This window comes from Verminephrobacter aporrectodeae subsp. tuberculatae At4, assembly GCF_000193225.1.
Taxonomy (GTDB): Bacteria; Pseudomonadota; Gammaproteobacteria; order Burkholderiales; family Burkholderiaceae_C; genus Acidovorax; species Acidovorax aporrectodeae.
Genome location: NZ_AFAL01000510.1, coordinates 1 through 7008, shown reverse-complemented (window position 1 = coordinate 7008; position 7008 = coordinate 1). Strand labels below are relative to the sequence as shown.

At 67.5% G+C, this 7008-nt stretch carries 6 protein-coding genes; 3 read left to right on the top strand and 3 right to left on the bottom strand.

Annotated features, from left to right (window positions below):
- The 3 genes from VTU_RS27900 to VTU_RS0117395 form a co-directional block, all read right to left on the bottom strand.
- Positions 1-712, bottom strand: a 712-nt coding sequence (locus VTU_RS27900) for a Bug family tripartite tricarboxylate transporter substrate binding protein (RefSeq protein ID WP_010106522.1), incomplete at its 3' end; no start/stop codon positions are given.
- 93 nt (positions 713-805) lie between these two features.
- Positions 806-2491, bottom strand: a complete 1686-nt coding sequence (locus VTU_RS0117400) for an acyl-CoA dehydrogenase family protein (protein ID WP_010106519.1) — start codon at positions 2489-2491, stop codon at positions 806-808.
- Positions 2492-2666: 175 nt separating this feature from the next.
- Positions 2667-3686: a serine/threonine protein kinase gene (locus tag VTU_RS0117395; RefSeq protein ID WP_010106518.1), complete on the bottom strand. Its 1020-nt coding sequence runs from the start codon at positions 3684-3686 to the stop codon at positions 2667-2669.
- A gap of 170 nt (positions 3687-3856) precedes the next feature.
- Here VTU_RS0117395 and VTU_RS0117390 point away from each other — a divergent pair, with 170 nt between their 5' ends.
- Genes VTU_RS0117390 through VTU_RS0117380 form a run of 3 tightly spaced genes read left to right on the top strand, consistent with a single transcriptional unit; the run spans position 3857 to position 6829 of the window.
- A complete protein-coding gene (locus VTU_RS0117390) occupies positions 3857-4567 on the top strand; it encodes a FadR/GntR family transcriptional regulator (RefSeq protein ID WP_010106517.1) in 711 nt (236 codons plus the stop codon).
- 10 nt (positions 4568-4577) lie between these two features.
- On the top strand, positions 4578-5780 hold the full coding sequence (locus tag VTU_RS0117385) for a mandelate racemase/muconate lactonizing enzyme family protein (protein WP_010106516.1): 1203 nt from the start codon (positions 4578-4580) through the stop codon (positions 5778-5780).
- Positions 5781-5818: 38 nt separating this feature from the next.
- Complete coding sequence (locus VTU_RS0117380; RefSeq protein WP_010106513.1) at positions 5819-6829, top strand: sugar ABC transporter substrate-binding protein; 1011 nt, start codon at positions 5819-5821, stop codon at positions 6827-6829.
- Positions 6830-7008: the final 179 nt, after the last annotated feature.

The following is a 7008-nucleotide window of genomic DNA, read 5'->3' as shown; positions in this document are numbered from 1 at the left end:
TGCTCGGCAGTTCGGGCAGCGCCGGCGAGCGCGCTGCGCTGGCGATTCCCAGGGCGCGCAGCCTGCCTGCCTTGACATGGGGCAGGGCGGTGAGCAGGTCGGTAAACCCCATGCTGACCTGGCCGCCGAGCAGGTCGTTGAGGGCCGGGCCCGTGCCCTTGTAGGGAACGTGTTGCAAGCGGGTTCCCGCCAGCGTGTTGAAGAGCACGCCCGCGAGGTGCGAGGAGGCGCCGTTGCCCGAGGAGGCGTAGCTCAGCGCTCCGGGATGCGCCTTGGCATGGGCGATGAGCTCCTGCACGTTCCGCACGGGCAGCGCGGGGTGCACCACCAGGATGTTCGGTAGCTGGCCGACGAGGATGACCGGTGCGAAGCTCTTGACCGGGTGGTAGCCGATCCTGCGGTAGAGCGTGGCGTTGATGGCGAGCGGCCCGGAGGTGCCGAACAGCAGGGTCTGGCCGTCGGCCGGTGCGCGCGCTACGAACGCGGCGCCGATGTTGCCGCCGGCGCCGGCGCGGTTTTCCACGATCATCGGCTGGCCCAGCTGTTCCTTGATCTCGGCGGCGAGCGTGCGCGCCATCGCGTCGGTGGGACCGCCGGGCGGGAAGGGAACGACCAGCGTGACGGGTTTCTCGGGCAAGGCTTCGGCGGCATGGGCCGGCAACGCGGGGGCCACGGCGCAGCAGGCAAGAAGCAGGTGGGCGAGTCGTCGCATGGCCGTTGTCTCCAGTGGGAATCGGATGCCGGACGCTGGCGGTTTCTGCGTTCCTGCCGTGCGGGATGTTCCTGTCCGGATTGCGCGGTGCGCTCAGGTTGCGCCGGCCCATTCGGGCGGCATGGCCTCTTCGGCCAGCGGGTCGCGCGGCAGCACGCGGTGCACCAGCACGGCCTGCGCCCAGTGCACGCGCTGCAGCGAACCGGTGCGCGCGCCCTCCCAGGCCATCGCCACCGCGCTGCAGCAGTGGTAGAGCGCCGAAGTCGCCTGGCGCGCGAGCCGCTCGCCGACCTTTTGCGTGGCGACCCGGTCGGCCAGATTGGCGGCGCGTGCCAGCGCCTGGCGCAGCGCGGTGGCGAACGCGGGCGCGATGGCGGGGGTGCCGGCGGCCTCGGCCAGCAGCGCGCCGAAATGCGCTTGCAGCGCGGGCAGCGAGGCGTCGCGCCGGATCGCGCGCAGCACGTCGAGCGCCACGATATTGCTCGTGCCTTCCCAGATCGAACCCAGGTGCGCGTCGCGCACCAGGCGCGCATCGCTCCACTCCTCGATGTAGCCGCAGCCGCCGCGCACCTCCATCGCGTCGCCCGTGACCTTGCGCGCATCGCGGCAGGCGCGGAACTTGATGAGCGGCGTGAGGATGCGCAGCAGCGCATACGCGTCTGCGTCGCCGTCATCGGCGCGTGCCAGCGCCAGTGCAGTCTGGAACACCATCGTGCGCGCCTGCTCTGCACGCAGGCGCAGCTTGTGCAACTGGCGCTGCATCAGCGGCATTTGCTCCAGGCGCTGACCAAAGGCCAGGCGCTCGCGTGCGACGTACTCGGCCTCGGCGACCGCGCGGCGCATCAGGCCGGCGGCGCGCACGCCGTTCGACAGGCGCGAGTTGTTCACCATGTCGGCCATCTGCTGGAAGCCGCGGCCGGGCTCGCCCACCAGGTGGGCGCACGCGCCATCGAGCCGGATCTCGCCGCTGGCCATCGAGCGCGTGCCCAGCTTGTCCTTGAGCCGGACGATGCGGTAGTGGTTCAGCGCGCCGTCGTCCAGGCGGCGCGGCAGCAGGAACAGCGACAGGCCCTGCATGCCCGGCGGCGCGCCGTCCGGGCGCGCGAGCACCATCGCAAGCTCGGCGTCGGGGTTGGAGCAGAACCATTTGTCGCCGCTCAGGCGCCATGCGCCGGCCGCGTCCTGCCAGGCGCGGGTGAGCGTCGCCGCAATGTCCGAGCCGGCCGCCTGTTCGGTCATGAACATCGCGCCCTGGGCCAGGGTGTCGAAGTCCAGCGTCTGCAGGCGGGGCAGAAAGTGCGCCACCAGCGCGGGGCTGCCGAACCTGCGCAGCGTGCGCGCCAGCGAGTCGCTCATCGAGACCGGGCAGCACAGGCCGAACTCGGCCTGCACGAAGAGATAGGTCAGCACGTACTTGACCAGGGGCGGCATCTTGCCCTTCCAGCCCAGCGTCTCCTCGCGGTGCGACATCGCGGCCAGGCCGAATTCGCTGAACGCCAGGCGCTCCATCTCGACATAGGCCGGGTGTTTCATCACCCTGGATTCGTCGTTCCCGGTGCGCGTGCGCAGCGAGAGCGTGGGCGGGTTGCGGTCCGCGGTGCGCGCCAGTTCGTCCAGCGGGCCGCCGGCCAGTGCGCCCAGGCGCTCGAAATGCGGCTGCATGTGCGCCAGCAGTTCGGGCCGCAGGTACAGCGGCAGCAGCGCGAGCAGTTCGGCGTCGGTGCTGTAGAGGTTTTGCCCATGGCGGTCGGGCACCGGGTGTGCGGCGGCGCAGCGCATCGCTTGTCTCCTTTTCCGGGCACATTCTTCGGGGCCGGGCGTTTTTTGTCCACATATCGATTCCCCTTGGGTCCGTTCGATCCGGCGATTCGGCGATCCGCCCGTGCGGGGACGGGGTGGCGCGCTCCGACGGCGCCTGCCGCGTGTGCTCCCAAGCGTGCCTGCGCCGAGCCGCTCAGGCGCGCAGCGGCTCCAGCGCCATCGCCTCGCACTGCGCCTGCAGCATCCGGACCTGCTCGCGCCAGTAGTCGTCCGAGCCGAACCAGGGAAAGTTGATCGGAAAGATCGGGTCGCTCCAGCGCCGCGCGAGCCAGGCGCTGTAGTGGATTTGGCGCAGGGTGCGCAGCGGCTCGATGAGCGCCAGCTCGCGCCGGTCGAAGGCGCGCAACTGCTCGTAGCCATCGAGCAGACCGCCGAGTTGGGCGCTGCGCTGGGCGCGGTCGCCGGACAGGAGCATCCACAGGTCCTGCACCGCAAAGCCCGTGCGCGCGTCGTCCAGGTCGACGAAATGCGGGCCGCCGCCGGGGCGGTCGGTGGGCGTCCACAGAATGTTTCCGGGGTGCAGGTCGCCGTGCAGCCGGAGCTTTTTCAGCGCGCTGCCGGGGGCGCTGCCCAGCGCGGTGCCGGCGACCAGCGCGCAGGCTTCGCCGCAGGCCCTTTCCCAGTCGCGCCGCATGCCCGGCGGAATCATCGCCTGCCCGAGCAGCCAGTCGCGTGCGGCCAGGCCATAGCTGTGCAGGTCGAGCGCGGGCCGCTCGATAAAGGGCCGTGCCGCGCCCACCTGGTGGATGCGCGCGAGAAAGCGCCCCACCCATTCGAGCACCTCGAAGTCGTCCAGCTCCGGCCGGCGCCCGCCGCGGTAGGGGCTGACGCTGAAAGCGAAGCCGCCGTGGCGGTGCAGCGTGGCGCCCTGCAGCACGAGCGGCGCGACGGCCGGCACCTCGTCCGCGAGCAACTCGTTGGAAAAGCCGTGTTCTTCGGCGATCTGCGCGTCGCTCCAGCGGTCTGGCCGGTAGAACTTGAGCACCAGCGCGCGGCCGTCCTCCAGGTGCGCGAGGTAGACGCGGTTCTCGTAGGAGTTCAGCGCCATCAGCCGGCCGTCGCCGTGCAGGCCCAGCGTGGCGAGCGCGTCCAGCACCGTCTCGGGCATGAGCGATTCGTAGGGGTGGGCGTTGGTTTTTTCTGCGCAGGTCATGTACCGATTGTCGCTACCCACGCAGGCGAGGGCGTTTCTTCTCGGTACTTTCCCTTGATTTGTACGATAGAAATTGCAAACAAGTCGGACAGGTCAAATAATTCCCGTCATGCAAGATTTGGGAATCAAATGCGATATCTGGTGCTCCAGGCAGGGCGCAGGGATGCGGGATGAGCGCCATTTTTGATGACATGGCGCCGCTCCTGACGTCGAATGTCGCGGACGCGGTGATCCGGCGCATCCACGCGGACCGGCTGCTGCCTGGCGCGGGCCTGCCCAGTGAAGGAGATTTCGCGCAGAAGCTCGGGGTAGGGCGTGGCGTGGTGCGCGAAGCGTTCAAGGCGCTCCAGGCGCTCGGCATTCTCGACTTGGCGCCAGGCAAGCGCGCCCGGGTGGGCCGGCTCAAGAGCCATGTGCTGGCCCTGCTCATGGACCATGCGGTGGTGACGACGCAGGTCAACATCCAGCAGACGCTGGACTTGCGCCGCACGCTGGAGATGCGCACCGCCAGCCTGGCGGCGCTGCGCCGCAGCGATGCGGAGCTCGCGAGCATCCGGCAAGCCGCGCAGGCCATGCGCGCGCACGGAACGGGCCGCGAATCTCCGACCGAGGACGACATCGCGTTTCACGTCGCCATCGCGCGCGCCACGCGAAACCCGCTGTACGCGCTACTCATCGAGGGGTTTTGTCTGGTGATCCGGCAGACTGCGCCCATCAGCTGGGCCGTGCGCCAAAGCGATGCGCAGCGCAGCGCGATACACGACATGCACGATGCCATCGCCGACGCGATCGAGCGCCAGGACGCTGCCGCCGCGCAAGCGGCGATGGCGGTCCATTTCGACAGCAGCGTCCAGGCTCTGGTTGCTGCCGGCGTGACCTGAGGGAATTGGTTTGAAAATCACCGAAATCGAAACCCTGCGCTCCGAAGAGTTCCCGAACCTGCTGTGGGTGCTGGTCCACACGGACGAGGGCATCACCGGGCTGGGAGAGACGTTCTACGGCGCCTGCTCGGCGGAGGCGTACATCCATGAATGGGCCGCGGCCCGGCTCATGGGCGAGGATCCGCTGCACATCGACCGGCATGCGAAACGCCTGTCGGGCTACCTCGGTTTTCGCAGCGCGGGCGCAGAGATGCGCGGCAACTCCGCGCTGGACATCGCCCTGTGGGACATCTTCGGAAAAGTCACCGGGCAGCCCATCTACCAGTTGCTCGGGGGCAAATGCCGCGACAGCATCCGGACCTACAACACCTGCGCGGGCCCGCATTACGTGCGCACGGCCCGGCAGCAGTCCGTGGCGAACTGGGGTCTCGCAGACAGCGCCAGTGCGCGCTACGACGATTTGAATGGTTTTCTGAACCGCGCCGACGAGCTCGCGCTGGATCTGCTGGACAGCGGCATCAGCGCGATGAAGATCTGGCCATTCGACCCCTACGCCGAAGCGAGCGACGGCTACTACATCTCCAAGGGCGACCTGAAACGCGCGCTCGAACCCTTCGAGAAAATTCGCAAAGCCGTGGGCGACAAGATGGACGTGATGGTCGAATTCCATTCACTCTGGAACCTGCCGCCGGCAATACAGATTGCACAGGCACTGCGCGAGTACGGGACCTTCTGGCACGAGGACCCGATCCGCATGGACAGTCTGGCGTCCCTGAAGCGCTATGCGGACCACAGCGCGGCGCCGGTCTGCGCGTCCGAGACGCTCGCCACCCGGTGGGGGTTCCGGGATTTGCTGGAAACCGACGCGGCCGGTGTCGTGATGCTGGACATCTCCTGGTGCGGCGGATTGTCCGAGGCGCGCAAGATCGCCAGCATGGCCGAGGCCTGGCACCTGCCGGTGGCACCGCACGACTGCACCGGGCCCGTGGTCCTGACGGCTTCCACGCACCTGTCGCTGAATGCACCGAATGCCTTGGTGCAGGAGTCCGTGCGGGCCTTTTATACGGGCTGGTACCGGGACTTGGTCACGGCGCTTCCGGTGGTGCACAACGGCCACATCACGCCTCCCCCAGGGCCTGGCCTGGGCCTGGAGCTCAGCCCCGACATCCGTGACCGGTTGACGATCATGGCCAGAAGCAGCAAGGGACATTGAGTTCGATTTTTTTTCAAAGAAACCCGCAAGGAGACAGCATGCATCGCATCACGACAGGAAAGACCGTACGCGCGTTCGCGGCGGCGATTGGCTCGATTGGATTACTCACCATGGCCGCGCCCGCAGCGGCGCAGAGCGAGCAGCCTTTGAAGTTCAGCTACGTCATTCACTCCAGCGCCAGCAACCCCTTTTGGCAGGCCGTGAAAAAGGGCATGGACGAGGCCTGCACCCAGGTGCAGGCGCAGTGCCGCATGATCTTCACGCAAACCGAAGGCGCAGTGCCCGAACTGGTGAGCAATCTGCAAGCGGCGATGGTCGGCAAACCCGATGCGCTGGTCGTCACCATCGTCGACGACAAGGCCATTGAACCCGTTCTGCGGGACGCGCGCAGCAAGGGGATCACGGTCCTCGCCGCGAACGTGGACCACAGCCAGGGCGCCAAGGGCAGCGTCCGGCAGTCCTTCATCGGCCAGGGTTTTGACGCCGCGGGGTACGCGCTCGGGCAGAAACTTGCGGAAAAGTTTCCGAAAACCGGGCCCATCAATGTGCTGGTCGGTATTTCGGCCCCGGGCCAGAACTGGTCGGAACAGCGCGGCGCCGGAATCATGCGGTTCTTGGCCGATTACAAGGCGGCCAACTCCGGTCGCAGCGTGGCCTGGAAGCGCATCGACTCCGGGACCGATTTGGCGGTGACCGCGGAGCGCGTGGGCTCGTACCTGAACGCGAATCCGGACACCACCGCTTATTTCGACACCGGGCTTTGGCACGCCGGCGTGGCCAAGGTGCTCAAGGACCGCGGCGTTCCACCGGGCAAGATCTTGCTGGGTGGCTTCGACATCGTTCCCGACGTGCTCAATGGCATGAAGGCCGGTTACATCCAGGTGGAAGTCGATCAGCAGCCCTTTCTGCAGGGGTACCTGCCGGTCATACAGGCCCATCTCATGAAGAAATACAAGCTCTCCGCGTGGGACGTGGAAACGGGCAAGGGCTTGTTGCTGCCGGAGCAGGTCGATAGCGTGATCGATCTGTCCAAAAAGGGCTACCGCTGAGAACCGGCGAGCGCAACCATATGAAACGCATACTCAAAGTCTATCTGGCCAAGCCGGAACTGGCGGCTGGCCTGATGCTGGTTCTGCTTGCGCTGCTGCTGCAAGGAACGAGTGGCGGGGCCTTTCTGTCGCGGGACAACCTGGGCGGCGTGATGGGCATCGTTCCGGAGATCGGCCTG